This window comes from Roseibium sp. M-1 (assembly GCF_054515675.1).
In genome coordinates, this window is the sequence record NZ_CM137257.1 from 3,390,011 (window position 1) to 3,414,629 (window position 24,619).

The following is a 24,619-nucleotide window of genomic DNA, read 5'->3' on the forward strand; positions in this document are numbered from 1 at the left end:
GAGCAAATGTCAAATTCGCTCCACTAGTACCAGAACCCTTCGCGCCGCCAGATGGTGAAGTGACCGCGCACGGGCGGGTTCGGGGTGCCGCCGAGGATGGTGAACTCGCAGCCGCCGTGCAGGCCCTTGCCGCCGGTCCGGCGCAGGGTGACATATTCGTTACATTGCGGGCCACCGCTCGAGCTCTGGCACATGTCGATCTGGGCATTCTTGTCGTCGATCAGTTTCCACACCCAGTCGACGATCGCCACATGGCCGTTCCAGACCATGAAATCGAGCGGCCTGACATCTTTGATGTCGTCGATATTGATCTTGGCGACGTGCTTCGGATAATTCTTCGGAGAGACGCCGTAATACTTGTCCCACTCGCCGGTATAGATGAGGAAATTGGCGACGAAGCCGATGCAGTCCATGCCGAAGAAGCGGTCCTGGACCATCTGCTGCAGCGCGGCCTGGTCGGACATCTTGTCGAAATACATCTGCTTGATCTTGCCGGTCTTCTCCACATCCTTGGAGCCGTCCTTGTTGGCGCGGCCACAGACCTCGACCTTGTATTTGTCGAGGAGATCCTTGTTCTTCAACATGAAGTTCCAGATCTTGACGAAGGCCTTGTCGTTACCCTGGCCCTTCAGCGCCAGGTCGATGGCGGTTCCGCCGACATGCTGGTTCAGCGTGATGCCGTCCTTGTCCTTGATCCAGCGGAAATTCTTGTAAAAGCTCGTCGCGCTGTCATTGCCGCCATTGCCGCGGTCCTTGCACAGATACTGGTTGAGCTTGACGGGCCCGGCGCTGGTCGCAAGCCCCGGACTGGTGAGAAGGTCGACATATTCGTAAGGCAGAAAAAAAGACTCGGCCACTTTACTCTCCGTTGATCGGCCCCCTCGGCTGGCCTCAAAGTGCAGTGTGCCTGCCGTTGCGTCTGTCGTGCGGATCACACAATCTATCATTGTTGCCGGCGAAGACTTCGCGGCACCTCGGAAAGGGTCCTCTACGTCACTATGCAGATCTATTCAGACAACACGCATGAACGGGTTGCGGTCCCTTCGAGCGCGATCTCACGCCCGCTGAAATACCTTGCCCGCGTCATGGAGTTCGGTATCGTGGCACACGCAAAACGTGTTCCTGCGGCCCCGTAAAGCGCCGCTGCGATTTCATTTCTCAAGGAGACTTCCGATGTCCGACAAGCCTTCTGCCGATGCCAAGGTGAAAGGACCCGCGTCCTATTTTCCGTCGATCGAAAAGAAATACGGCAAACCGATTGCCGAGTGGCAGCAGCTGATCCGCACCCAGACGGACAAGAAGCACATGGAAATCGTCGCCTATCTGAAGTCCGAACACGGCCTAGGCCACGGGCATGCCAATGCCCTGGTGGCAGCGACCTTGGCGGAGGACAGGGGCTGAAGCCGCAAGTCCGGCCAGGCAGTTTGCAAATTTCTTCGCAGAGCGCGGGATCCGATGTGAACGACATCTTCCTAAAGCGTGTCGCGTTCATTTGAATTCATGTGACCCGCTTTAACTCTTTTTGACGCACGTATTTTTTACGAAAAACCGGAATCCACTTTTCGCGACGTGCTCCAATTCGCGTTTGTCTGGATCGCTTCCATGGGTCACCCCGGACAAGCGAAGCTCAGATCCGGGGCCTACTCGCAAAACCGCTTGCTGAAACACATGACGCTTCTTGAAGATGTGCTGCCCTTGCCACCCCTCCGAAAGCGAATGGGCCCCGGGTCTCCTTGCGGTCGCCCGGGGTGACTCCGATGTTCTCAGCAAGTCCTTTCCACTTCCGAATGCCTACCCATGCTGGATGGGGAAAGGCATCCTCAAAGGAGGCAACACCAGTGAAACATCGTTGAACGAAACCCGCAGCAATCGGAAAATCAGATCCGCATGCGCGGGACGTCGTTGGGGTCAAGCCGCAGTTCGATCAGGAGCGGTTTGTCGCGGGTTTCGATCGCCTGTATCGCCTCTTCCAGCGCGGCCGTCGACGTGACCTCTATGCCCTTGCCGCCGAGGGCCGTGGCGACAGCTGCGAAGGAGGGCCAGTCGAACATGGCAAGGCCCGGGTCCATCTTGCGGTCGAGGAACTGGATGTGTTCGGCGCCATAGGCGCTGTCGTTGGCGACGATGACGATGAGGTCCTGCTTCAAGCGGACTGCCGTGTTGAACTCGTTGATGCCACCCATCATGAAGCCGCCGTCGCCGGTGAAGAGCACCACGGGCCGGTCGGGCGCGGCAAAGCCTGCTCCCAGCGCTTCCTGCAGGCCAAGGCCGATGGAACCGAAATTGGCGGTGACGAGAAAGCTTCTGGGATCGGGCGCGGAGATGCGGCACCAGACCTCGGTCATGAAGCGGCCGCCGTCCGTCGTCAGGATCCGGTTCTTCGGCAGCACCTCTTCCAACCGTTCAAGGGCGTGCACGTAGTTGACGAAGCCTTCCCTGGCATCATCCGGATTGCCTTTGGGGTGGGCGGTCAGCGCCGCCATGTCGAGCTCTTTGGTAAAGCCGCTCGGCGGAATTTCCGCTTCATCCAGCCAGTAGACGAAATTGTCGGCCGTCAGCCCGGCATCGGCGACCAACGCCGCATCGGCGTGGTAGTTCTTGCTGACCTCTGCCACCGTGTCGTTGACCTGAACGACACGCTTGCCCTTCATCAGCGCCCCCTTGTCGGTGGTGAAGTGGTGCAGGCTGGCGCCGAAACAGACAATGCAGTCGGCCTTGGCGATGATGTCATAGGCGGCCGGCGTGCTGAGCGTGCCGAAGATGTCCATGTTGTAGGGATGGCCGTTGAAGAGGCCCTTGGCCTTCAATGTCGTTGCCAGCGGGGCTTCCAGCCGGTCAGCCAGCCTGATGATCTTCTCACGGGCATCGATGGCACCGCCGCCGGCCAGGATCACCGGGCGGCGGGCCGAGGCGATCATGCCGACAGCTTCATCGAGATCGTCACCCTCCGGCACAAAGGCCGGCGCGCCGAAGGCCTTGAAGACCTTCTTTTCATGGGTCACTTCCTGCCACATGAAGTCGGCAGGCATGTTGAGCACGATCGGCCGCTTTTCGACCCGGGCTCGGTAGAAGGCATGGGCTACGTCATAGGCGGCGGTTTCCGGTGCGCGCAGCTGCTCGAAACCGGCGCCCGTCACCTTGACGAGCTCCCGCTGGTCGATGTTCTGCAGGTTCTGAGGGTTCATCACCGGCGTATCGCCTGCAAGCAGCACCATCGGGATGTGGCCGCGCGCGCCCTCCGTCAGCGCCGTCACGCAGTTCGTCAGCGCCGGGCCGTGCGTGACCGTGGCAACCCCCATCCTGCCGGAGACATGCGAATAGGCGAGCGCCATCAGAACCGCGCTCCCCTCGTAGGAGACCGGCACGAAGGTCGCCTTGCCGGCGCGCACATAGTGATCGACCATGAAGAGATTGGCATCGCCCATCAGCCCGAACATGGTGTCGATCCCCTGGTCCAGCACCGCTTGGGCGATCGACTGATAGGTGTAGCTCTTGTCGGTCATTCTTGTCTCCCAGGCCGATCCGCAGGCCGTCTCCCGAGGCCACTCCGCAGTCAGTTACATTTGCAACTATCTCTGTGTCAACTGGAGAGGCTGTTCAATTGCCTTGGCGAGGCAGAGCATACCTTGAAAAGAAGACAGCGGCGTCCGCTCCACGAGTATACGCCCCCTCTCCCAGTGCTGGGCTATCGCATTTGGCCGAAGGTGGCAGCCGTGCCCCCATCTATCTCTCCCAACGGGCGAGGGAGCCGATCTTGCCATGTGCGATCGCCCAGCACCGGGAGAGGATGAAGGATGCCTGAGACTTCGACCTATCCGCCCAATATCGCCACGAAAGTCTGGTGGATCCTCGACAGACCCAACGTGGTCAGGCGTAGAGACCCTGCATGTTTTGAAGTTCCGCGAGGAGCGCGTTGCGCAGCGCAGCCGGGGCGAGCACTTCTGCTTCCGCTCCGAGCGACAGCAGAACTCGAACCGTGTAGGCGCCCTCCTCCATGGCGACCCGGATCTCTGCCCGCCGGTTCGGGCCGGAAAACGCAGGGGTTTCAGCCGGTTCGAACCCCTGCTCGCCCAATCGCCGCAGGCCCTCAGCGCTCACACGCAGGGTGACCTGTTGCCGATTCAGCCGCGCCTCGAAATCCGCGATCCAGTCCGCCCAGAAGCTTTTGAGGACAAAGTCCACCGGACGGGAAAATCCCTCGTCCAGAACCTTAAGCTCCCTGATGCCGTCAATCCGATAGACGCGGGGCGTTTCCACCCGGGCCACCAAGTACCAGGTGCCCGCCTTCAGGACGATCGCAAGCGGGTCTGCAACGCGTTCGACCTCGCCCTTCCAGCTTTCGTAGGTCAGCGCCAGCTTGCGCTCCGCCCAGACGGCCGCGGCCACCTGGCGTACGAGCGGGCTTTCCTGCCGCGAGCGATACCAGGCCAGTGGATCGAGCAGGAACCGGTCCGCAACAGTGGCGGCCTTTTCACGCGAAGGCTGGGGCAGCGCCGCAAGCACTTTCCGGGTCGTCTGGTCGGCAGCTTCCGTCAAGCCGAGATCGGCAAGCGCAGGTCCAAGGCCTGCGAGTAGTAAGGCTCCGGCCTCGTCTGCATCAAGCCCGGTCAGTCTGGTCTGGTAGCCGTCCAGAAGCCGAAACCCGCCCTGACGCCCGCGTTCCGCATAGACCGGAACACCGGAATAGCTAAGCTGATCGATATCCCGATGGATTGTCCTCACAGAGACCTCGAATTCCGCTGCCAGATCCTCGGCCGTCATCTGCCCGCGCGCCTGCAGCAGCAAGAGGATCGACAGAAGCCGGGAAGATTTCATGCGGGCTCCAGAATATATGACATTCCTTGTCATGTTATCCGGAATAGGATCGCCTGTCACCAAACCTCGAAAGGCAGGGATCGTATGGATCAGACAACGAGCGGCACTCGACCGGCGGATGATTTCAACTTCATGTTCGGCAGATGGACCGTCCGGCACCGGCGGCTGAAGGAAAGGCTTTCCGGATTAGATGACTGGGATCATTTCGATGGAACGTCGGAAACGCGTCCGATCCTCGGCGGGCTCGGCAACGTCGAGGACAATTTCCTGGATCTGCCGGACGGCGGCTACCGGGCTGTTGCGCTGCGCAGCTTCGATGGGGGGTCAAACCTCTGGTCGATCTGGTGGCTGGACGGCAGGGCACCCCAGGCACTCGACACGCCTGTCCGGGGCGGTTTTGACGGCGAAACCGGTGAATTCTTCGCCGACGACAGCCTTGAGGGCCGGGTGATCAAGGTCCGTTTCCGGTGGCTCCGGGGCGGGAAGCCGCGCTGGGAGCAGGCCTTTTCGGAAGATGACGGCGTAAGCTGGGAGACAAACTGGATCATGGAGTTCACGCGGGCGGCGTGACCGGCCTCGGTCAGAAGAGAGGAAAGGCAGGTGCGGCCGAAAGCCTGGTCTTTCACGGGGTCAGCGGCCAGATCAACGGCGCTAGCAACACCGTTACGAGCCCGGCAACGAGGTTCATCGGCAGACCCAGACGCAGGAAATCGCCGAAACGGTAGCCACCGGCATTATAGACCATGGTGTTGGTCTGATAACCGATGGGCGTTGCGAAGCTGGCGCTGGCACCGAACATCACGGCGACGATGAAGGCACGCGGGTCGAGCCCGAGCTGGGTGGCAATGCCGGCCGCGATCGGGGTCATCACCACGGCGACGGCGTTGTTGGTGACCACTTCCGTCAGCACCGACGTGACGGCATAGATGACGGCAAGGGCGACAAGTGGCGGCAGTCCGGCCAGATACGTCGAGAGCACTCCGACGATCATCGCCATGGCACCCGTTTTCTCCAGTGCCGTGCCAAGCACGAGCATGGCGACGATGAGCAGCAGCAGGCGCCCGTCGATGGCTCCCAGCCCCTCGTCCGGATCGACGCAGCGGGTTGCCAGAACAACTGCCGCGCCAATGATGGCAAGCGGCAGAATCGGGGCGAGGTTCAGGGCGGCGCCAATCACCACGGCCACCAGCACGGCAACCGCGACAGGTGCCCGGCGCGTGCGGAAGGCACGTGCGGTGACGGGCGCCAGCAGGATCAGATCCTCTTCGCGGGCGGCCTGCTCGATATCCTCTGCCGTGCCGTCGAGAAGCACCGTATCGCCAGGCTCCAGCGTTTCCTCCCTGTCGCGCATGTCGACTGCCGACCCGCGCCGGTGAACAGCCACCGGATAAACGCGGTAGAGGCGGCGCCAGCCGAGATCCGAAAGCGGTCCCTTTGCATCTCCGACAAGCGCTTCCATGACGATGTTGCGTTGTGCGCCGGCCAATTCGGCACCGGCGATTTCCAGGCCCGCCCGGGCCTGGTCCCTATAGGCCATCACTTCGGCGTCGCTGGTGCGCAGCACCACCCGGTCCCCAGCCTCCAGCTGCACGTCCTTGAGCCTGTGCCGCAGCGAAATGTCATGGCGTATCAGGTCGGCAACGCGGGCACCGCGGCGCTGAAAGTCGCGAATGTCGAGCACCGGCTTGCCGATGAGAGGCGAACCCGACGGAACGAAGAGTTCGATCCGCCAGGATTTCGGCTCGCGCGGGGTCGTGAGTTCGCTCAAGGAGAGGCGATGCGGCAAAAGACGCGGTGCGGCAATCGCCAGAAAGACGCCGCCGGTGAGTGCCAGCACGATGCCGAGGGGGGCGATCTCGAAGAGGGAAAACGGCGCAAACCCAAGATCACGCGCCACGCCGTCGACCAGGAGGTTGGTCGAGGTGCCTATCAGCGAACAGGTGCCACCAAGAATGACGATGAAGGACAGCGGCATCAACATCCGCGAGGCACTGAGCCCGAGTTCCCGCGAGATGCCGAAGACAACCGGGATCAGGATCATCACCACAGGTGTGTTGTTCATGAAGGCGGAGGCAGCTCCTGCCAAAGCGAAAAACAGGACGAGCGTTGCTTTCGGAGACCGGACAAGACCTTTTTTGACCCAGTCAGCGACACTCTCCAGGACACCTGTGCGCACCAGTGCGGCACTGATGACGAACATCGCGCCGATTGTCGCCGGAGCCGGATTGCCGAGCGCCTTCAGAACATCGTCGACCGACACCATACCGAGAAGAAGCGCAGCGGCGGTCCCGACCAGTGCAACGACTTCGGCCGTATATGCCTCCCTTAGGAACAGGGCGAAGACGGCACACACCAGTAGAAGCGCCCCGTATGGTGCGAAATTCCCAAGATCGAACAACATCCGGCAAGCCCCCTGGATGCGCCGTACTTTTAATATGCCGACGGTGAAGCACGTTGTTTCGGGAAGTTCAGAGAGGCTTTCGGCTGAACCTTTACCGTTGCAGCGGGCCATTCAGCCGCTTGCCAGCCGGTCTTTGCTGCCCGTCGGACACGCTCGCGTTTCCAGAGCGCCGAGGATCAACAAGGCGCAAGACAAGAGTATAGCTCAGCCACAGACGGCAGCAACGGCTTTGTTGCAGCGCGCAATGGCGATGCATGGTCGGAACACCCCTCCTCAACTTGGTTTGCAAGCAGCTTTTGCGGCCGTAAAATCCTCCCATGTCCCGCGTTGTTCCCGCCGCCCTGGTCTATGCCGTAACCGTCTTTGCCATCGGGTTTGTTCTTGGTGCCGCCCGCGTGCTTGTCCTGGCACGCAGCATCGGTGCTGTCGGGTCGGTGCTCGTCGAGTTGCCGCTGATCCTGGCGGCCAGCTACTTTGTCGCAAGGCGGGTTTTGCGCTTCTGGAACGTTCCCGCGCGCACGATGCCCAGACTGTTGATGGGTGGTCTCGCCCTTGCCGCACTGCTCACCCTGGAGGTGACGCTCTCCCTGACCCTGTTCGGCAACAGCCTGGATCAGTTTTTCGCGCATTTTCAAACGCCCGAAGGCCTTCTGGGGCTTTGCGGCCAGTTGATCTTTGCCTGCATTCCCGCCCTTTTGCTGCTAAGTCCGCGATGATGCGACGTTCCTCTGCGGGTCTCAAACGTCGCGTGGGCCCGGCGTCTCCAGCCGGTATTTCAGGAACCGCGATCCTGCATAGTCCACCTCGGTGACGAAAGCCGCGCCCAAGCGCTTCAAGGCGCCGAGGTTTCTGCGCGAAGGCGGCAGCAGAAAGGTCACGAACGGGATCCGCTCGTCGGCGGCGGCAAAATCGAGCGCCTGCCGTGTGATCCGGGCTCCGAGGCCAAAGGCATCGGGCGTCAACACCAGACCGAAATCCCATTCCTCGTCCTCTTTCTGGAAACCGCCCCAGCCCACATAGCGCCCCTCATCCAGGAACGCCCAATGACCGAGGCCGTCCCGTTGCCAGCAGGCTTCCTTGGCGGCGATAAACCCTTGTGCCATGTCCCAGTCCCAGGTGACGGTCAGCAGCGGCATATGCTCCCCCACACGCGGATCGGACATGTGGGAGACCAGGAGCTCCGGCGCTATGTCCGCAAGGCGGGTGAAGGTGATGTTCGAACGTGACCTGACAGACATCGTTTCCGGTTCCTGAAAAAGTATCGCTGTCTTCCACGCCATTTGCCCGCGCAGATCAAGAAAAGACACGGCCGTGGGCGTTCAAGTCTGCGTGTGCCGAGGCTGGGGGCGGACCCATTAAATTGAACTTTGGGAACCATACCCCGACCCAACCCGTTGAATCCCTGGATCCAAATCAAACAAGGAGGATCGTATGACCGACGAAATGACTGCACTCAGCCCCAAACGCCGCAAGGAAGCGGAAGAGGAAGCCAGGAAGATCCTGAAGATGGCTGACCGGAGCAATGCGGGCGGACAGATGGGCGGAACGTTTTTCGGCCAGGAAGCCGACGACGGCATGGCGCCGCCAAGATCCACGCCTGCCGGCAGAAGCTGAGGCCCTAGTGGTTCGATTCTGACATTTGCATCCCCCGCTGCTAGCGCTGGAGCAAATGTCAGAATCATAAGAACCACTAGATAAATTTATGATTCTAGTGGAGCTTTTGAATTTGACATTTGAGCATCAGCCTAGCCGCGAGCGGGACTCAAATGTCAAATTCGCTCCACTAGAGTTCAGGCGGCTCTTTGCAGCGCCTGTGAACCGGCCGGCGGTCTGGAGCGTAGGAATAATCAAGAAGCAACAAGAGGCTGCGCCCGGCCGCCAGGCCGCGTTCATCGCCAGTTGTTTTGGCGATGGGCGAAATTGACGAGCTTCCGGGCTTTGCTGAGGACCGATCATGACCTGGCTTGACACGCTGCCGCACTTTTTCACAAGCGCCATGAAGGCTGCCGCTCTGGCGGCCGTTGCCATTTTGGCCTGTCCGTTTGCCCCAGCAATGGCGGAGGACAAGGGTAATGTCACCGCCCATTCGTTCACCTTCGACATGCCCTATGGCGAACCGCTCGCCTTGAACGATTTTGCCGGCAAGGCGGTGCTGCTGGTGAATACGGCTACGGAATGCGGCTTCAGCGGCCAGCTCTCCGGTCTGCAGCGGCTGCACGAGACCTATGGCGGCAAGGGCCTCGTCGTGATTGGCGTGCCCTCGAACGACTTCGGCGGCCAGGAGCCGCGTGCGGACGGCGAGATCGCAAAATTCTGCGAATCCAAATACGGCGCGGAATTCCTGATGACATCCAAGACGACCGTCAAGGGCCAGACAGCCCATCCCTTCTACAAATGGGCGATCGAGACACTTGGCCCAACAGCCCGGCCCTACTGGAACTTCCACAAATACCTGATCGGTCCGGACGGCCACATCAAAGCCTGGTTCCCGACCCCTGTGCCGCCAATGTCGCCCGAAATGACCTCCGGGATCGAGGCGCAACTCGCAGGCATGTAGACGAAACCGCCGTCTGCAGATCCTTGATTTCCCGCTTCTTCTCTTCTCCTCCACCGTCTTGCGCCAGATCAACGACCCGTCGCAGCCGTCCTCCTATGTTACTTTCGAAAGTTCATACATAGAGGAGCCATCCGATGGCCGTATCCGACTGGAATGCATTCGTAGCGCAGACGGACGAGCGCATGGCGGCAGTGCGCAAGGGCATTCCCGAGGTCGCCAAGGGCTTCGGGGCACTGGCCAAGGCGGCAACGGCGCCGGGCGCGCTCGATCCCAAGACCAAGGAACTGATAGCGCTTGCAATCGGCATCACTGCGCGCTGTGACGGCTGTCTTGCCTATCACGCACGTGCCGCGGCGAAGTTCGGTGCCAGCCGCGAGGAGATCCTGGAAGTCATCGGTGTCGCGGTCTATATGGGCGGCGGGCCGTCGATGATCTACGGCGCCGAGGCACTTGCTGCCTATGACGGCCTGAAGGACGGTGGCTGAGCACCGCTCCCGCCTCTCCATCCGCAATAGGCTACCAGCTAAACGGGCAGCCCTGCCCCTTCCAGCAGGGCATCCGCCAGGGCGTCGCACGCAGCGCTGCGGGAAGAGAGGCTGCGCACCAGGATGATGTCCAGCGGCTCGATCCGCGGCAGACCCTGCGCCTCTCCGACGATGCTGACCGTCGGCGGCACGGCCATCTGTGCGACGGCAGCAACGGCCAGCCCCGCTTCCACCAGCGTGACCAGCGCCGAGTGGCTGAAACTGGAATAGGCCGACCGGTACCGCAAGCCGCTGAGGCCGAGGGCGGCGAGCGTGACAGTGCGGGCCTGACTGCCGGGCTCGTAAAGCGCGACAGGCAGGGGATCCCGTTCCAGGGCAAGGCCGTCCTTCGAGGCAATCCAGACCATCGGCTCCTGCCGGATCGGCCGCCCCTCCATGCTGCCCGAGCGGGTGACGATGGCAAGATCCACACGGCCATCCTTGACCTGGGGCAGCAAGGCCGTCGACTGGGCGCAGACCACGTTCAGCTCCACCCTCGGAAACAGCGCTCCAAACCGTCGCAAGACATCCGGCAGCATCGCGGCAATATAATCGTCCGGCGCGCCGATGGTGACAGCACCTTCCATTTCCGGACGGCGGAAGGCTTCCACCGCCTCGTCATGTAGGCGCAGGATCCGGCGTGCATAGACTTCCAGCTCCTCTCCCGCTGGCGTCAGCGCCAGATTGCGCGTGTCGCGCAGGAATAGCGCCTTGCCGATCCGCTCCTCCAGGCGCTGGATCTGCATCGATACGGTTGCCGGCGACTTGTGCACCTGGGCCGCGGCGCGCGAGAAGCTCATCGCGTCGACGCAGGCGAGAAAGGTTCGAAGGAGGGTGTGGTCGAGCTGCATTATTCTTCAAAAAAGCTGAATAGTTTCTTCAGACTATATTGTTTGACCGAAAAATGAAAGCGAAGGCATGCTCACGTTCAAGCAGGCGCTTCATTCCGGGCGCTCTTCGTAAGCAGGACCAGCCCCATGTTGAGCAGACAGACCGAAGGCATGATCGGCGTGATCGCGGCACAGACGCTGCTCGGCACGATCGGGCTCTGCGTCCTGGAAAGCGGTGCGGACCCGGTCTCCGTCACGTTCTACCGCTGCGCCATCGGCGGGCTGGCGCTGGTCCTCTATTGCTATTTGCGTGGAGATCTCGCCCGCATGCGCCAAGTCCCGATGCGGACCATTCTTCTGGCGGTTGCGAGCGGTGTGCTGATGGCGGGGAACTGGGTGCTGTTCTTTGCCGGCATTCAAAGAACAGGCATTGCGGTCGCGACCATCACCTTTCACGTCCAGCCATTCCTGGTGGTGCTGCTGGGAGCCGTTGTCTTTCACGAAAGGCTTCGGCCGGCGACACTGCTGTGGATCGGCCTGGCCCTCGCCGGGCTCGCCCTCGCCTCGGGTCTTGGCGGCATCGATCCCGTTGCCGACAGAGCCTATCTGACCGGTCTCGCGGCGACACTTGCCGCCGCCTGCCTCTATGCCGGCGTGACAATCGTTGCCAAGGCGATGACCGGCCTGTCGGCACCGCAACTGGCCGCGATCCAGTTCCTGACCGGCACGTTGCTGCTGGCGGCGGTCACGCCGCTCGGGCCCACCGATCTTTCGGCATCGCAATGGGGCTGGCTGGCGGTCATTGGCCTCGTTCACACCGGCGGCGTCTATGTCGTGCTCTACAAGGCCCTGCCGAAACTGACGACGCCCCTGATCGCTGTCCTGTTGTTTCTGTATCCCGCGACCGCCGTGGTCGTCGATGCCCTTGCCTATGGCCACCTGATCCGCCTGGCCCAGTTTGCCGGTCTTGGACTGATCATCCTTGCAAGCCTGGCAGTGACGCTGAAATGGGGGCTGCGCTCAAGGGGGCAGGCCGCCGCCTGAACGGCCTTTCCTCCCAGCCGTACGGCCGCCGGAAAGCAATTCCCGGGCACCCCGATGCGTGCTGGCTTCGGGCCGCAGACCATCCGCAGCAATCACGATGCGATCACGCAGGAAACCGTTTACTCTCAACAGGTTTTCAAGACACGGCGCGACCAGTGTCGCAGACGAAAAAGAACGAATGGTACCCTCACGGTTGCTGACGGCAATTCTGCCGGCGCCGCGATTGCCATCGACATGCAACAGAGCCAAGACTCATGACGCGGAAGGGGATATCCGATGGCAGGTCTACGAGGCGCTTTGTCCGGCGTCTTTGCTTCCGGACGTTTGAAACCGGGCGCTCTTCTGTGAGCCTTCGGCAACAACAAGCGGTCTGCTGAGCCGCGGAACAGGCCGGAGACGGTTCAACGTAACAACACCCCTCGCACCGGGCCCCATCGCGTCTGTTGGCAAGTGAATAACATTTCACGATGCTCCTGAGGTTCTCCGCGGTAGTCTTCCGGGGAGAATGGTAGGGCGGGGTAGGGAAATGCATAACACCAGAAACACTTTCAGGCTGGAGACAGCCTACCAGGATTTATTTCCAGCACTTTCTATCAACAAATCTTCGCCCTACCCCGGCTTGCCTGTCAGCGAAAACCCGCGGCCTTCCGATTATTACGCGGGCATTCAGACCGACGGGCGGCTGGACATCGAGAAGACGGATCTTCTCTTCAAGAACCTCGCACATCTGATGCTCTATCAGGGCGCACAGACGCCCTACGGCTTTTTTGGCGACAACGAGGCCATTCCCGCCGGTTACACCTATCTCGCCCAGTTTGCTGCCCATGATCTGACGATCAACAGCGAGATGCGCCCCAATATCGACGGTGCCCACATTCCGGTGAACATGCGCACCGAGGCCTTGATGCTGGAAACGCTCTACGGCAGGGGGCCCGTGGTCTGCGCCCACTGCTACGACTATGCCGACAGGTTTTCCGGTGTCGATGCCTGCCTCAGCCTCAATCCCGTCAACGTCCCTGCCTCAGGCGTTGGTGCGGCAGCCACGGAGACCCAGCCGCATCGGGATATCGCCCGCCATCACGACTACAATGCCCAGCACCGCAAGCGCCGCGGGCGGGCCCTGATCGCGGATGCCAGGAACGATGCCCACTCGGTCATCGCGCAGCTCACAGCCCTCTTCTCCCAGTTTCACAATCTGGTGGTCGCGCAGTCGAAACTGCAGCACACGGATGGCGACATCGACACGCATTTCAACTATGCGCGCGCCGTCGTCACGGTCGTCTACCGCTCCATCCTGCGCAACGACATGCTCAGGCGGCTGCTCGATCCGGAGATCTACGGCTACTACAACAAATCCGCCAATGAGGACCGGTTCCTGTTCGCGCTCGACAAGAGCTCCCCCATCAGCAGCGAATTCGTGCATGCGGCCTATCGCATCGGCCATTCCATGGTCCGCCCCTTCTACCGGATGTCGGACCGCAACGGCGGAGCAGCCTTCCCGCTGGAGGAAGTCCTGCACCAGAACTCCGACGGCGATGCGAGCAAGACCCCGCTCGACCCCAACTGGATCATCAGCTGGTCGCATTTTTTCCCGCTGGCGGCGGATGGCGAAGCAAGCCCCACCCAGGCAAGCAGCCTGATCGGGCCCCTCTACATGCAGAAACTCAATTCCAAGCTGACGACGGGCCTCCATCAGGCAGGCGATACGCTCGCCTATCTCGATCTCTTGCGCACGATTTCAGCTCCCGTCCTGCGTGTGGATCGCCTCAGGGCGCATATTGCCGACGCCAGCCAGAAACCCGGCTTTCCTGACGAAAGCCGGGCCAGGATCGCCGATGCCGGAGCAGCCGAGGCGGCTGTCAGAGCTTTTGCCGGCAGGCGCACCAAGGCTTTCAGCCGCGAAACGCCGCTGCCGCCCCGGCTCGACGACGCGATGCTCGATGACCTCTGCACCAATCCTCCCCTCGGCCTCTACGTCCTCATCGAGGCCAACAGCGGCCCAGGACAAGGCCGTCATCTCGGCCCGCTCGGTTCCATCCTGCTTGCCGAAACATTTTTCCGCATCCTGGACGACAGCGGCCGCCTTGACCGGATGCCGCTTCCCGGTGGCATGACCCCGCAGATCGCGGCCAAGCTCTTCTTCGAGCAGAAGGGGCCGGACCCCGTTCCGCAGAGCATGCCGGAGCTGATCCGCTGGATTGACCGCAATCTGCCCCAGAGCGAGAAGGAACTGGGCGACGGCAGTCCGTTGCCGTTCATTTGAGGAGAGGAGAAGACGATGTCTGATATTCACGAAGGCGACTTCGGCCGTTTCAAGATCATCAAGCCGAAGGAATTCGGCGAACTCATTCGCGATTGGGCCCTCGGCGCAACGCCGCCGCCGGAAACGATCTGCGAGCTGCGCGCAGCGCTGGAAGGTCCCGACCCGATCGCACTGGTTCCGACACGATGGAAGGACGAGAAAAAGATCACCGTGGTTCAGCCCGAAGCGGACGAATTCATACTGCGCCTTCCGCCGAAGAAGATGCTGCAGAACACCCTGGACGAACTGGCCGGCGTCGGCTCCGCCGCGGAATATGACGTTCCGAGGTTCTACAAGATCAAGCTGCGCGGACAGACGGACGGCCAGGAATCCAAGCCCTCGAACGACCACCTGAGCAACCTGGATTTCTTCTTGTGCCGCGTTTCGGACTATACGGTGTCCGTCTGCCGTTAGAGCACGTCGCGAAAAAGTGGAGTCCGGTTTTTCGCAAAAAGACGTGCATCAAATAAGAGACGAAGCGGGCTACGTGAATTCAAAAGAAGGCGACACGCTTTAGCTTTTCGGGTTCATCGGCCAAGCGGACGGCAGAGGGGTTACAGGCCCGCGTCCGCCAGCCAGCGCCGCAGGCGCTGGCGCAGGTCGGAATTTCGGATCGGGAACATGTGCGCCAGCCAGTCGCCCGCCAGTTCCGGCGTCGGCGGCGCCTGGCCGAACCAGTCCCGCTCCAGGTCAAGATAAAGCTTGCCCGCCACTTCTCGTGCCTCGTCCTGCCGGCCGAGCTCCGACAGGGCCGAGATGGTCCAGGCCCGCATGCCGTAATAGCCCTCACCCGCCCGCCGCGCGGCCGCGAGGCAGCCCTCGAAATCGCCGAACAGATAGCGGATCCCGGCGAGAAAACTCCAGTGCTCGGGGGCAAGACTGATGTCCAGATAAAAGATCTGCTCGGTTTCAACGTCCCCCGTGCCGTTCTTGCGGCAGAACGCCTGTCCGTGCAGGCCGGAGACCAGCACCCAGGGATCGTTCGGGTTGAGCTGGATGGCCGAGGTGAAGGCATCCCGTGCCTCCTCGAACGCACCGAGCAGCGCCTGGCTCCAGCCGAGGCACAGATGCGCCCTCGCATCCAGCGGGTCGAGCGTCTTTGCCGTCTGCGCATGCTTGAGCGCAAATTCCGCATTGGCGCGCTGGTGAAACAGGCCGGGACAGACGATGTGGCGGCCATTGGCGAACTGGGCCATGGCGCTGTGGGCCGGGCCGAAATTTGGCGCCCGCTCGATGATGAACCGCAACAGTTCCAGCGCCTTGCCATCGTCCGCGTCGCGCCACTTGTACATCAGCTGCTGGGCGTGGTTCCAGGCATCGAAGAGGCCCGGCGACAGCGAGTTGCTGACATCGGCCTTGCGGATCTGGTCGGCCGACAATTCGATATGGACCGCAAAGGCGAATTCCCTCAGGAAATCCTGCTGCTGAAACGGCAGCTCACCTTCTTCCTGGCGCACGGTCTGGCCCCAGACGAAGGCTCCGGTGCGGTCGTCGCGCAGGTTGAGGGAATTGGCGACCGCCCGCTCTTCCCGCCAGGCGGACAATTGCACGGAGTATGTCGGGCGGCGGCTGCCCTGCTGGTTTCCCGTCCAGTCGACGACGGACCATTCCCGGAACCGCACCAGGCGCGAAATCAGCTCCGAGCGAAGCCCCTCCAGATAGGCAAGCGACGTTCCACCGGCGGCCTCCTGCGAAATCGGGGCGATCACGAGGATCGGGCATTCGGAAATGTCCTTGACGGAAACACTGCCCCCTGCCACGCGCGGGCTGACCGGCTTGCCGAGCTTGATGTCCGCAATGATCTCCTGCGTTTCCTCGCTCGGCTCGGTATCGAATTCGTCGGCAAGCGTGTTCCAAAGGGCGTCGTAGACCGCGATCGCTCCCGTAAAGTCGCCTTCCGCGGCACGGGCAACCATCAGATGCCGCGCGGCCGGTTCGTTCGACGGATCGAAGCTCAGAAGGGCATGGGCCCATTTGTCGCCGACGCCCGGCACACCCCGGGTCTCGGCGAATTTTCCCGACAGCGCTTCCATGAACCGGTCGCTCCAGAGCTGCCTCTGAACTCTCAGCCAGTCGGTGAAATTGGCGTCGAATTCGTCGCAACCGGCGAGAATGTTATGGGAATGGCGCAGGCCGTGCAGGCTGGTCGCGGGTGGAACGGCTGACTGTTCGATCGTATCGAGAAGTAGCTGGGCATCGGAGAGAATGCCGTTGTCCCGGAGTTCGACACTCCGCTTGTCGGCATGGAAGTGGCCATAGCCCACCCGGTCGAACTTGACGCGAATGGAGCGGATCACCTGGCGCAGCGACATGCGGGCATGCGCTTCGCTCGATTCCGACCAGAGCAGACCCGCCGCGGCCTCGCGGGTAAGGGACGTCGTTCCGCTGACGGCCAGATAGGCCAGCAACGCATCCCCCTTCTTCGAGGAGGTGCTGAAAAGCCCGTCGTCCACCTTGAACATCGGCGCACCGATTATTCTGACGAATAGCGTTTTATCCACTCACCGCCCCACCCATCTTCCGCGTCTTGGGGTCCGTAACAACCCGGTTGTTTCAGCGCCCGGCTCTGCCTCACCAGCCCCGGGCAAGTGATGTTCAGACCGGCCGGTGCCTCGATGCGGCGCCGGTTCTGGGTCCGAACCTTTGCAACGCCGACCGGAATCGCTCCGTTCGATAGTCCATCGATATTGTCTGTAGCCCCGGACAGAGCACCTTCGCAACCGGAACACCCAGACGCGGCGACGTCAGATCGACGACAAAGCGCTCGATCCCGTGTTTGGCCAGCGCCGTGTCGAGATCTACGACGACCGTTTCAGTTTCGCCCCGGTCTCCGTTACCGGCAGCCACCTCGAACAGGCCGTCCTGCAGGATCAGATCCCGGCAACGTTCCAGCATCTCTGCCTCGCTTTCCGAAAGCTGCATGCCCCTCTGCCGCTTTGCCGCCGCCAGCAAATTGGCGAATTCCATCTGCGCCAGTTCCAGGACCGCCGCACGCGCCGCGTCGCCGGCCTCCAGGCGCGCCGCAAACCCGAAGGCGATGTCCTTGCCTTCTTCATTGGCCGAAACGGCGGCGACGACCGGAATGCCGATTTCGCTTGTCAGATCGAGCAAGACCAGTTGGCGCTCCGTTCGTCCGGCACGCATGGCTGAGACGACCTCAAGCAGGCCCGGCACCTGACCGGCCTCCAGCGCTCTCGCTGGCGTTCCACCAAACCACCATAGCGCGACCGCATCGCGCTCTATCAACTCAAGCGTAGCAGTTTGTACAGCCGCCGCAAGGGTTTGCCCGGCCGCGAAGCCCGTGCTGAAGGCTGGCACAGGTTCAATCGTTTCTCTCAGATCACGGAAACAGAGGATAGCCGGAACAAGCCCCGGCGCCCCCGCCAGCGCTTCCCGGCAGGCGACCCAGCCTCGAGCCGCAACGGCCTCCCCGAAGACCGCAGCAAACTTTCTGGCGACGTCCAATTCGGCGGCCTCTTCAGGAAGAAGGGCCAGGCCGTCCGGCCTGAAACGGGAAAACTGGGAAAGGGTCTCTGCGACTTCGCCGAGGCAGCGAAACACGGCGCGCTCCGGATCCAGATCCGCGGCACCGGCCGAGAAAATTCCTGCCCCATCATCACCGGAACCGCACTTTTCACTCCCGGAAAACCGTGCCCCGACAAATGTCATGCCGGGAGAAAACGGAAGATCGGCACCAAACAGGTCGTCGACAAAGGCAAGCGTGTTTCGAAGCGCTTCATTGCCCGAGAAGTCGATATCAATTTCTTCCGCAGTCTGCATTCGTTCGACGGCCCGGTAAGAACATAAAATTGCAACAGGCCTGCTTATCCCTAGAGATTGCGGACACGGAATGCAATTCCCTAGGGGAAGCACTTCGACAGGGTTTCAGAGAGTGGAACCGGATGATGTATGGAGAGAGGTGTATTGAAACGCCGGAAAGTCTTCACCGTCTCGGCGTCACAGCGACTGGAGAACGGACCATGGCCCCCAATCGCAGCGGCAAACCATGGTGATTTCGCACAGACAAACGCTGCCCGTTAAGGGCTACATTCAGGTTTTCAGAGAGGTCTGCGAAGGAATGGTGGAGCCAAGGGGAGTCGAACCCCTGACCTCTACAATGCCATTGTAGCGCTCTCCCAACTGAGCTATGGCCCCATGTTCCATATGCGCACCGGCTTGGGTTCCGGCGTCGATGGAGGCGGGTTATAGTCACACCTCCCCACAAGATCAAGCAGAAAATATCAGGAAATTTTCCGCTGCCTGTGGAAAAGCCCGGACAGAGCAAAAAGCCTGCCCGGGCAATAGCTTAGCGATCCGGATCTTCGTCTACTTCGATCTGGATGCCGGGGACGGAATCCTCGTCCTCGTCCTCGTCGTCGATGAAAACATCGTCGTCGTCGCTGTCGTCGTCACCGAGGTCGACATCGTCGTCTTCCAGGTCCGGCACGTCGTCGCCGTCGCCTTCGGCTTCAGCGTCCGCTTCTTCCAGCGTTACGATTTCCGGAGCCTCGACGTCGTCCTCGTCCTCGTCTTCCTCGACGACTTCAGCCACCTTGGCAGCCTTCGCCGAGCGGGAGGTCATGACCGCTTCGAAAATCGTCCCGCATTTGGGGCAGGTGATCGGGTCGCGGTTGAGATCGTAATATTTGGCGCCGCAGCCCGGGCACAGCCGCTTTGTGCCAAGTTCAGGTTTTGCCACTGTGCTCACCCTTCTTCGTTATGTAGCCGACTTGAATTCGTGGGTGGCCCCATAGCGTCAAGCCGTTCCGGTGTCAAAGGCAAATCAACGAAAATCAGTCGTGCCGTTATTGTTCTGCACGTTGCGCACCAAAATTCAAGCACCTGACCGGGTTACCCACATCACGGACATCCGGACAGGGAACGGCGAGGACATAAGGTAGCGGCCTGAAATCGTGGTGCCTTCGCCGAAGCCGGGAAACGGCGGCAAGTGCGGTTTTGGCGGCTTCAGACGGATGACGCGGGCGCATCCGCGTGATAGGACGTGTCACCTTTTGACAACCGATCCAATTTGCGGACATTCGAAAATGTCACACGATACTGCGCCCACGCCTCTGACTTCCAGCCTGGGCAGCCCGCTGACCGGCACGATCCGCGTGCCGGGCGACAAGTCCATATCCCATCGCTCGCTGATGTTCGGCACGCTTGCCGTCGGCCGCACCACCGTCAAGGGTCTTCTGGAATCGGAAGACGTTCTGGCGACCGCCGATGCCATGCGCGCCGTTGGCGCGACCATCGTCAAGCGCGAAGACGGCAGCTACACGGTCGACGGTATCGGCCTCGGCAGCCTGCTTGAGCCCGAGCATGTCATCGACTTCGGCAATGCCGGCACCGGCGTGCGCCTGACCATGGGCATTTTCGGCAGCCACAACATCGCCGCCACCTTTGTCGGCGACGCGTCGCTCTCCAAGCGGCCGATGGACCGCGTCCTGAACCCGCTGCGCGACATGGGCACCAATGTCATCGCCCGCGACGGCGACCGGCTGCCGGCCTCCATCCGCGGCCCGGAACAGGCGCTGCCGATCACTTACCGCGTGCCGATGCCCTCCGCCCAGGTGAAATCCGCCGTGCTTCTGGCCGGCCTCAACGCCCCGGGCGAGACGACGGTGATCGAGCCGATCCCGACCCGCGACCACACCGAGAAGATGCTGAAGGGCTTTGGCGCCGACATCTCCGTTTCGATGAACGAGGCCGGAGAACGGGTGATCAGGCTGAAAGGCCAGCCGGAACTGAAGCCGCAGGATATCGACGTCCCCGGCGATCCGTCGTCCGCCGGGTTTCCGATGGTCGCCGCGCTGATCATTCCGGGCTCCGACATCACCATCGAGAACGTGCTTTTGAACGAGCACCGCACCGGCCTCATCACCACCCTGATCGAGATGGGCGGCGATATCGAGATCGTCAACCGGCGCGAGACCGGCGGCGAGGAAGTCGGCGACCTGCGCGTCAAGGCCAGCAAGCTGAAGGGCATCACCGTGCCTGCCGGCCGGGCGCCGTCCATGATCGACGAATATCCCGTGCTGGCGGTAGCCGCGGCCTTTGCCGAGGGCGACACCTTCATGCCGGGCCTGGACGAATTGCGCGTCAAGGAAAGTGACCGCCTGGCGGCCGTTGCACGCGGGCTGGAAGCCAACGGCATTCCCTGCGTGGAGACCGAGGACACGCTGACGGTGACCGGCGGGGCCGCCAACATTGGCGGCGGCTCTGTCGTCACCCACCTCGACCACCGAATCGCCATGTCGTTCCTGGTGCTGGGCATGGCAGCCCACAAGCCGGTGACCGTCGATGACGGCGCGGTGATCGCGACCAGCTTCCCGACCTTCACGTCGCTCTTCGAAGGCCTAGGCGCCCGGTTCTCCGCACCCTCCAGCGAGGCCGCATGATCATCGCTATCGACGGACCGGCCGCGTCCGGCAAGGGCACCCTGTCGCGCCGGCTGGCCGATCATTTCGGCCTGAGGCACCTCGACACCGGGCTGACCTACCGGGCAGTGGCGGCGGCCCTGCTTGCCAAGGGCCTGCCGCTCGGCGACGAGGCGATTGCCATCGAGATCGCGCATAACCTGGACCTTGCCCAGATGGACAAGTCGGTTCTCTCGGCCCATGAAATCGGCGAGGCGGCATCCCGCATCGCCGTGCTCGGGGGCCTCCGCGAGGAACTGGTCAACCTGCAACGCCGGTTCGCCAAAGTGCCACCGGGCGCTGTCCTCGACGGGCGCGACATTGGCACGGTGGTCTGCCCGGATGCAACGGTGAAGCTGTTCGTGACGGCCTCGCCGCAGGCCCGTGCGCGCCGCCGGACCGACGAGATGGTCTCCAAGGGGCAGGAAGCGAACTACGCCTCCGTGCTCGACGACTTGAAGCGCCGGGACGAGCGCGACGCCAAGCGAACTGTGGCTCCGATGCGCCAGGCGGACGATGCGGTCTTGCTTGATACGACAGAAATGGATATAGAGACCGCGTTCCAGGCGGCCGTGGATATCGTGTCCCGCGCCCAGAATGCATGATCAGGACAGGGGTTCACCTTTGGTGCGCCCCTCTTCGTGCATCCGGAACCGCACCGGCGAAGGGCCGGATGTTCTTTTTTAAGAACGATAGAGAATTTCGGCAGGGCGCCTTTTGGGCGGCCTGTGACGAGACCGGATTTTCCGCCTCTCGCCCCGCCGGCCCGCGCAAGCGGCAGGATCAGCGCAAAGCGCGATCCCGGGAGAAGGACAATCCGGAGTGCAACACCAACCCGCCGGCGGCGCGCCAAAAGGCGCTCAGGAGCATTTATGTCTGATTACAATCCGTCCATGGAAGACTTTTCCGCTCTTCTCGAAGAGTCTTTCGTCCAGAACGACCTCTATGAAGGTGCCGTCGTCAAGGGCACCGTCGTTGCCATCGAAAAAGACCTCGCCGTCATCGACGTCGGCCTGAAGGTCGAAGGCCGCGTGCCGCTGAAGGAATTCGGCGCCAAGGGCCGCGACGGCGAAATGAAGGTCGGCGACGAAGTCGAAGTTTACCTGGAGCGCGTTGAAAACGCTCTCGGCGAAGCTGTTCTGTCGCGCGAAAAAGCTCGCCGCGAAGAAAGCTGGGTCCGCCTGGAAGTTGCTTTCGAAGCCAACGAAAAGGTCAATGGCCAGATCTTCAACCAGGTCAAGGGTGGTTTCACCGTCGATCTGGACGGCGCCGTTGCCTTCCTGCCGCGTTCGCAGGTCGATATCCGTCCGGTTCGCGACGTGACCCCGCTGATGCACACCCCGCAGCCGTTCCAGATCCTGAAGATGGACAAGCGCCGCGGCAACATCGTGGTCTCCCGCCGTGTCGTTCTGGAAGAAACCCGCGCCGAACAGCGTTCGGAACTGGTCCAGAGCCTGGAAGAAGGTCATACCGTGGAAGGCGTGGTCAAGAACATCACCGACTACGGTGCGTTCGTCGACCTCGGCGGCATCGATGGCCTGCTGCATGTCACCGACATCGCGTGGCGCCGCATCAACCATCCGTCGGAAGTTCTCTCCATTGGCCAAACCGTCAAGGTGCAGATCATCCGCGTCAACCAGGACACGCATCGCATCAGCCTCGGCATGAAGCAGCTTGAAACCGATCCGTGGGATGGCATCGAAGCCAAGTACCCGATCGAAGCCAAGTTCTCCGGCCGCGTGACCAACATCACCGATTACGGCGCATTCGTCGAACTGGAGCCGGGCATCGAAGGCCTGATCCACGTTTCCGAAATGTCCTGGACGAAGAAGAACGTCCATCCGGGCAAGATCGTTTCCACTTCCCAGGAAGTCGAAGTGATGATCCTGGAAGTCGACCCGGTGAAGCGCCGCATCTCGCTTGGCCTCAAGCAGACCCTGCAGAACCCGTGGGATGCTTTCGCAGAGCAGTTCCCGATCGGCACCGAAGTCGAAGGCGAAGTCAAGAACAAGACCGAATTCGGCCTGTTCATCGGCCTCGACGGCGACGTGGACGGCATGGTCCACCTCTCCGACCTCGACTGGAACCGTCCGGGCGAGCAGGTCATCGAAGAGTTCAAGAAGGGCGACATGGTCAAGGCCGTCGTTCTGGATGTTGACGTCGAGAAGGAGCGTATCTCCCTCGGCATCAAGCAGCTCTCCGGCGATCCGATGGAATCGGGCGCTGCGGGCGAGCTGCGCAAGAACTCCGTCGTGACCTGTGAAGTCATCGAAATCAAGGACGGCGGCCTGGACGTCAAGATCGCAGACAGCGACCTGACCGCCTTCGTCCGCCGTGCGGATCTTTCCCGCGACCGCGAAGAACAGCGTCCGGAAAAGTACTCCGTCGGTGACAAGTTCGATGCCCGCATCACCCAGTTCGACAAGAAGACCCGCCGGGTCACCGTGTCGATCAAGGCCCTGGAAATCGCCGAAGAGAAGGAAGCTGTCGCTCAGTACGGCTCTTCCGACAGCGGCGCCTCCCTCGGCGACATTCTGGGCGCGGCTCTGAAGCAGCAGTCCGAAGACTAAGAGTTCAGGTCTTTCCGAGACCCGAAACACGAAAGCCCGGCAGCAATGCCGGGCTTTTTGTTTGTTCTGAGCGAAAGCGCCAAGCAAGGCCTTCGATATTCCTGCATCTCGCCAGCCGGGTGTGAGCAGGAATTGTCGGCAGATGGCAATTGAGTGCAGGCCTGCTCCCCGGTCAGCGGCTGCCGGGGCCTTGTGTCACCGAACGATTTGTGTCGTCCAGGTACCGTTCGCGTTCAGCATCACGTCGATGGCGGAGTGGCCACCTGTGAAATCACATATGGCCGAATTGGGACTCGACTGCGCGAAGTTAATGACCGTCCCCGGCACGTAATTTCCTCTCTGGACATAGAATTTCAGGATCGGCTTGCAGTCGATGTTGATATTGGGATTGGCGGCGACGAAGTTTGAAAGAACGATGCCGCCATTGGCCTGCACGGCGGAACCGACATTGTAGACGGCCGGAGGTGAAAAAGAGGGCATCGTGACGCGGAACGCCCCGGGCTGAATACCTTGTCCGGGTGAAGGCTGGGAAAGACCGACCGGATTGACGCTCGCCTTCACCGAGTCATTTGCGGTACCCGTCGCGGGAGCAAGATCGATGGCGCGCCATACGGAGGAATATCCGGACTGCTGGCCGACGTGAGGCAAACTCTGTGCCTCCTGGATAGCCGCATAGTACTGAAGGTTGACCTGGAACGTCAAAATCGCGCCGGTCTGACTGTAGCTGGACAGGTTCTGAGCAAAGAGGCTGTTGCTGTAGATCTGACCCCCACCATTAAAGATCGACGGCTGCTGAAAGAAAAACAAACTCTCAGTAGAGCTTTCCATGTTCTTTACATTTATTGTCAAGAGCGTAGACATATCTCGGTTCTCCAACCTGAATCAGCGAAAATCCTGAACAGATCAAAATTTCGCAGAAAATTTTGTCTGCTTGATTTCTGTAAGATTTCGCCAGTTTTCGGGGACACAGCAACATAATTGATCAGATTTTATATTTTGTTTTTCCTCAAAGTCAGAATCGACATCTATCATAAATAACTTTTGATTGCCAATTTGATTTGCGCACCCTTTGATAGATTCCGCATCTGCACAAGGAGCGGCAGCAGCCTTCCGAAGCGGTCAGGCCAAGAACAAATTTTCAATTGGGTCCGGGCTTG

23 protein-coding genes and 1 tRNA gene are annotated in these 24,619 nt (G+C 61.3%); 13 read left to right on the forward strand and 11 right to left on the reverse strand.

All coding sequences use genetic code 11. The features are described 5' to 3' along the window. Positions 1 to 23: 23 nt before the first annotated feature. On the reverse strand, positions 24 to 857 hold the full coding sequence (locus tag ACX3M4_RS15250) for a hypothetical protein (protein ID WP_459353859.1): 834 nt from the start codon (positions 855 to 857) through the stop codon (positions 24 to 26). Positions 858 to 1,173: 316 nt separating this feature from the next. Here ACX3M4_RS15250 and ACX3M4_RS15255 point away from each other — a divergent pair, with 316 nt between their 5' ends. After that, entirely contained in the window at positions 1,174 to 1,401 is a 228-nt protein-coding gene (locus tag ACX3M4_RS15255; RefSeq protein ID WP_459353860.1) for a DUF4287 domain-containing protein, read from the forward strand. Between the two features lie 476 nt (positions 1,402 to 1,877). Here ACX3M4_RS15255 and ACX3M4_RS15260 read toward each other — a convergent pair whose 3' ends face one another. Together ACX3M4_RS15260 and ACX3M4_RS15265 are read right to left on the reverse strand one after the other, a co-directional pair. Then, entirely contained in the window at positions 1,878 to 3,503 is a 1,626-nt protein-coding gene (locus ACX3M4_RS15260) for a thiamine pyrophosphate-binding protein (RefSeq protein WP_459353861.1), read from the reverse strand. Positions 3,504 to 3,867: 364 nt separating this feature from the next. Then, positions 3,868 to 4,815 carry a helix-turn-helix transcriptional regulator gene (locus ACX3M4_RS15265; protein ID WP_459353862.1) on the reverse strand — a complete coding sequence of 316 codons (948 nt, stop codon included), beginning with the start codon at positions 4,813 to 4,815 and terminating at the stop codon, positions 3,868 to 3,870. An 84-nt stretch (positions 4,816 to 4,899) separates the two neighbouring features. Here ACX3M4_RS15265 and ACX3M4_RS15270 point away from each other — a divergent pair, with 84 nt between their 5' ends. Continuing rightward, the gene (locus ACX3M4_RS15270) at positions 4,900 to 5,385 is read left to right on the forward strand and encodes a DUF1579 domain-containing protein (RefSeq protein ID WP_459353863.1); all 486 of its coding nucleotides are present in this window, start codon (positions 4,900 to 4,902) and stop codon (positions 5,383 to 5,385) included. Positions 5,386 to 5,437: 52 nt separating this feature from the next. On the opposite strand, the gene ACX3M4_RS15275 is transcribed toward ACX3M4_RS15270, so the two are convergent. After that, complete coding sequence (locus tag ACX3M4_RS15275) at positions 5,438 to 7,216, reverse strand: SLC13 family permease (protein ID WP_459353864.1); 1,779 nt, start codon at positions 7,214 to 7,216, stop codon at positions 5,438 to 5,440. Between the two features lie 317 nt (positions 7,217 to 7,533). On the opposite strand from ACX3M4_RS15275, the gene ACX3M4_RS15280 reads away from it, so the two are divergent. Beyond that, a complete protein-coding gene (locus ACX3M4_RS15280; protein ID WP_459353865.1) occupies positions 7,534 to 7,932 on the forward strand; it encodes a hypothetical protein in 399 nt (132 codons plus the stop codon). Positions 7,933 to 7,953: 21 nt separating this feature from the next. Here ACX3M4_RS15280 and ACX3M4_RS15285 read toward each other — a convergent pair whose 3' ends face one another. Further along, the gene (locus ACX3M4_RS15285) at positions 7,954 to 8,454 is read right to left on the reverse strand and encodes a GNAT family N-acetyltransferase (protein WP_459353866.1); all 501 of its coding nucleotides are present in this window, start codon (positions 8,452 to 8,454) and stop codon (positions 7,954 to 7,956) included. A 193-nt stretch (positions 8,455 to 8,647) separates the two neighbouring features. Here ACX3M4_RS15285 and ACX3M4_RS15290 point away from each other — a divergent pair, with 193 nt between their 5' ends. From ACX3M4_RS15290 to ACX3M4_RS15300, 3 genes are all read left to right on the forward strand, one after another. After that, positions 8,648 to 8,830 carry a hypothetical protein gene (locus tag ACX3M4_RS15290; RefSeq protein ID WP_459353867.1) on the forward strand — a complete coding sequence of 61 codons (183 nt, stop codon included), beginning with the start codon at positions 8,648 to 8,650 and terminating at the stop codon, positions 8,828 to 8,830. 340 nt (positions 8,831 to 9,170) lie between these two features. Further along, complete coding sequence (locus ACX3M4_RS15295) at positions 9,171 to 9,773, forward strand: glutathione peroxidase (protein ID WP_459353868.1); 603 nt, start codon at positions 9,171 to 9,173, stop codon at positions 9,771 to 9,773. A gap of 134 nt (positions 9,774 to 9,907) precedes the next feature. Further along, complete coding sequence (locus tag ACX3M4_RS15300) at positions 9,908 to 10,258, forward strand: carboxymuconolactone decarboxylase family protein (protein WP_459353869.1); 351 nt, start codon at positions 9,908 to 9,910, stop codon at positions 10,256 to 10,258. A gap of 38 nt (positions 10,259 to 10,296) precedes the next feature. Here the strand turns inward: ACX3M4_RS15300 and ACX3M4_RS15305 are convergent, their stop codons facing one another. Then, a complete protein-coding gene (locus ACX3M4_RS15305) occupies positions 10,297 to 11,148 on the reverse strand; it encodes a LysR substrate-binding domain-containing protein (protein WP_459353870.1) in 852 nt (283 codons plus the stop codon). Positions 11,149 to 11,274: 126 nt separating this feature from the next. On the opposite strand from ACX3M4_RS15305, the gene ACX3M4_RS15310 reads away from it, so the two are divergent. The 4 genes from ACX3M4_RS15310 (at position 11,275) to ACX3M4_RS15325 (ending at position 14,887) form a co-directional block, all read left to right on the forward strand. Continuing rightward, positions 11,275 to 12,171, forward strand: coding sequence for a DMT family transporter (locus tag ACX3M4_RS15310; RefSeq protein ID WP_459353871.1), 897 nt, complete (start codon positions 11,275 to 11,277; stop codon positions 12,169 to 12,171). 54 nt (positions 12,172 to 12,225) lie between these two features. After that, on the forward strand, positions 12,226 to 12,429 hold the full coding sequence (locus ACX3M4_RS15315; RefSeq protein WP_459353872.1) for a hypothetical protein: 204 nt from the start codon (positions 12,226 to 12,228) through the stop codon (positions 12,427 to 12,429). 268 nt (positions 12,430 to 12,697) lie between these two features. Next, a complete protein-coding gene (locus ACX3M4_RS15320; protein ID WP_459353873.1) occupies positions 12,698 to 14,434 on the forward strand; it encodes a peroxidase family protein in 1,737 nt (578 codons plus the stop codon). Between the two features lie 15 nt (positions 14,435 to 14,449). Beyond that, positions 14,450 to 14,887 carry a hypothetical protein gene (locus tag ACX3M4_RS15325; protein WP_459353874.1) on the forward strand — a complete coding sequence of 146 codons (438 nt, stop codon included), beginning with the start codon at positions 14,450 to 14,452 and terminating at the stop codon, positions 14,885 to 14,887. Positions 14,888 to 15,027: 140 nt separating this feature from the next. Here the strand turns inward: ACX3M4_RS15325 and ACX3M4_RS15330 are convergent, their stop codons facing one another. The 4 genes from ACX3M4_RS15330 to ACX3M4_RS15345 form a co-directional block, all read right to left on the reverse strand. Further along, the gene (locus tag ACX3M4_RS15330; RefSeq protein WP_459353875.1) at positions 15,028 to 16,974 is read right to left on the reverse strand and encodes a BTAD domain-containing putative transcriptional regulator; all 1,947 of its coding nucleotides are present in this window, start codon (positions 16,972 to 16,974) and stop codon (positions 15,028 to 15,030) included. Positions 16,975 to 17,068: 94 nt separating this feature from the next. Continuing rightward, positions 17,069 to 18,253, reverse strand: coding sequence for a YcaO-like family protein (locus tag ACX3M4_RS15335; RefSeq protein WP_459353876.1), 1,185 nt, complete (start codon positions 18,251 to 18,253; stop codon positions 17,069 to 17,071). Between the two features lie 299 nt (positions 18,254 to 18,552). Further along, positions 18,553 to 18,628 (reverse strand) — tRNA-Ala (locus tag ACX3M4_RS15340). A gap of 151 nt (positions 18,629 to 18,779) precedes the next feature. Further along, the gene (locus ACX3M4_RS15345; RefSeq protein WP_459353877.1) at positions 18,780 to 19,172 is read right to left on the reverse strand and encodes a TIGR02300 family protein; all 393 of its coding nucleotides are present in this window, start codon (positions 19,170 to 19,172) and stop codon (positions 18,780 to 18,782) included. Between the two features lie 346 nt (positions 19,173 to 19,518). Between ACX3M4_RS15345 and aroA the strand changes: the two genes are divergently transcribed. From aroA to rpsA, 3 genes are all read left to right on the forward strand, one after another. Continuing rightward, complete coding sequence (gene aroA / locus ACX3M4_RS15350) at positions 19,519 to 20,874, forward strand: 3-phosphoshikimate 1-carboxyvinyltransferase (protein WP_459353878.1); 1,356 nt, start codon at positions 19,519 to 19,521, stop codon at positions 20,872 to 20,874. Then, positions 20,871 to 21,497 (forward strand): (d)CMP kinase, encoded by a 627-nt coding sequence (cmk, locus tag ACX3M4_RS15355; RefSeq protein ID WP_459353879.1) that lies wholly within the window; start codon positions 20,871 to 20,873, stop codon positions 21,495 to 21,497. Before aroA ends, cmk begins: the two co-directional genes overlap by 4 nt. Positions 21,498 to 21,764: 267 nt before the next feature. Further along, entirely contained in the window at positions 21,765 to 23,462 is a 1,698-nt protein-coding gene (gene rpsA / locus ACX3M4_RS15360; RefSeq protein WP_459353880.1) for a 30S ribosomal protein S1, read from the forward strand. Between the two features lie 195 nt (positions 23,463 to 23,657). Here the strand turns inward: rpsA and ACX3M4_RS15365 are convergent, their stop codons facing one another. Beyond that, positions 23,658 to 24,323 (reverse strand): hypothetical protein, encoded by a 666-nt coding sequence (locus ACX3M4_RS15365; protein ID WP_459353881.1) that lies wholly within the window; start codon positions 24,321 to 24,323, stop codon positions 23,658 to 23,660. Positions 24,324 to 24,619: the final 296 nt, after the last annotated feature.